The organism is Bacteroidota bacterium (assembly GCA_018831055.1).
Lineage (GTDB): Bacteria > Bacteroidota > Bacteroidia > Bacteroidales > B18-G4 > M55B132.
This window is the reverse complement of record JAHJRE010000314.1, coordinates 1-2187: the sequence shown is the minus strand read 5'-3', so window position 1 is coordinate 2187 and position 2187 is coordinate 1. Positions and strand designations below refer to the sequence as shown.

Below are 2187 nucleotides of genomic sequence, written 5' to 3'. Positions count from 1 at the left end.
GTTCAAAGCTACGGCCTTTAATCAACAACTGTACCCGGCGAACCCGCGGCGTTATCGCAGCCTTGAACTCTATTTTATTCCAATCATCCAAATTGAGGTTCATAGCAGCCAGCATGATTCGATCAGAAAAATCCACGCGGTGCGGCAATATCCAGCCGACAGCATTAACCTGCAGCGGAATAAAACCTTGCCCCAGCCAATTCAGCACTTTGCCCAACTGTTTTTTTCTGGTCAGATTATAAAAATAAGGCGCCGTAGCCTTTGTAAACATATCCGGCGCGTTTCCAGCGAAATCATAGGCATAGACGCAGCAGCGTCCGCCGAGTTTATTGGTAAAAGCAGTCAATCCCGGGAACACATCCTTGACATTATGATCCTGGCATATGGAAAGTGCCCTGCAACCGTTCAGCGGTTTCAACACACCAAGCCCCGCGGGAACCATGGCGTAAACTCCTTGTCCGCCGCCGAACCCGGGATCCGTGAGAAGTTCAGCCAAAACCGTGGGCTCCTCCCCGCTATGGTAACGGCGTACCGCCTCAACCCCGGCAAGGTCCGCGCGGCCCATGTCCTGCAGGGTTTCCAGGGCACTGTAGTCAAGCAGAACACCACGGGAAAATATTTCATCGAGACGATCAGCATATCCACGAAGTACCTGACCGGTGATTGCCGTAACCGGCTGCTCACCGGAAAAAACTATTGGAAAACCGAAACCGCGTAACGCATCCGCCCAACCTGTACCAAGAGAACAAAAGCTCGTGGGAGTTTCAGGACGCCCCCGCATATCAATCAGATTTGCAATCGCGGGATGTCCAAGCAGGCGCACACCGCGAAAATCACCATCGCCGCAGAACATACGGGACAGAGTCTCAAGATGCGGCCGGGATTTCCGCAGCATTTCACCGACTTGCGGCTCAACATCCGGATCAGTGCCGTCATGGGCATGGATTGCCAGTGTTTGATGCGGAACACCTGTAATACAGCAATGACGCATCTGGCCGATCATCCAGGCAGCGCTTTTGGCGTACAGAGAATTCGGGCAATTATCAATCTCGCTGCAGCGCTCTGTGCCTGCAGGAAGAATTGTGATTGTTTGGCGGATATTTTCATCCTGCCAGTAGATGGCACGCAAATGAGTTTCCTGGTAACCGGACAGGCTGATGCGCACCATGGGATCATGCGGACCAGCCAGAGTTTTCAATACTTTGGGATAGTTACGGCCTTCTATCTCGTGATTAAATGCGGCGCTTGTCATTTGAGCCACCCGGGTCTGCGGTGAAACCCTGTGCACCGCTCCTTCAATGAGCGCGGCGCTCTCAGTAAGACCCTGGTTCAATACGGAGAGCCAGAGAGCCCGCCAGGGGTGCGGTTTTCCGGGTGCGAGTATATTTTTAATTAATTCCTCACGGGAAACCTGCGGTAATCCCGCAATTTCGGCGAATCGCTTCAGGTGCAGAGGGCAATAACAATTGCAGTCCAGACCGGCGCGCGGCAGATTACGCATATCATCATCGACCCAGATCGTATGAGGTTCCGATTCAGCTAAAATTGCGTAATGCCCGGAGATCCAATCCTTAAATGCCGGTGACAAAGGACAAGGCCAGAATTTTGATTCTTTTCCCCGCCAATCGGTGAGCGGTTCAAATTTTTTCAGAGCCGTCAGCGGATTTCGGTTATTATGGGCGTGGCCGCCATAGGTGTTCCACACATTGATGGAGGAGGTAATACCATAGAGTCCTAGGACAGTCCGCGCTTTTTTGAGGAACGGAACGAAAGCCCGGGTTTCCTCGGCGGTATCCAGACCTTTATGGTGCATCCCGGCGTCAAAAAACCAGATGACATCGTCAATATGGTTTTGTTTGCAGTAAGGAATGATTGTTTTGAGTTCCCGCTGAGCCCGGGAAAGCGCCAGCGGCCGGCGTAAGTGGTAGGATATGTGTTTTTTCATTTTTTTCAACTTTTTGATTACTGTTGTAAATTTTAAAGGGTTTAATTTTTTTCTATCACCTCAACCTCAACTAGCTCAATAGCTTTATATTTAGAAAATACTGTGCCTCCATCCTCACACAGCAGGCGCAGGTGTCTGGCGCTCGCGCCCAGCGGATATTCATAATAATCCTCTGAGTAATGCTTCCCGGCCTGAGGTACATTCAACGACTTGCTGATTATAGTCTTCCAGTTTATACCGTT

2 protein-coding genes are annotated in these 2187 nt (G+C 50.8%); both read right to left on the bottom strand.

The features are described from left to right. A partial coding sequence (locus KKA81_17265; protein ID MBU2652679.1) for a hypothetical protein occupies nt 1-1945 on the bottom strand: 1945 nt, incomplete at its 3' end. Between the two features lie 41 nt (nt 1946-1986). After that, nucleotides 1987-2187 (bottom strand): hypothetical protein (locus KKA81_17260; protein MBU2652678.1); only part of this gene is annotated, 201 nt, incomplete at its 5' end.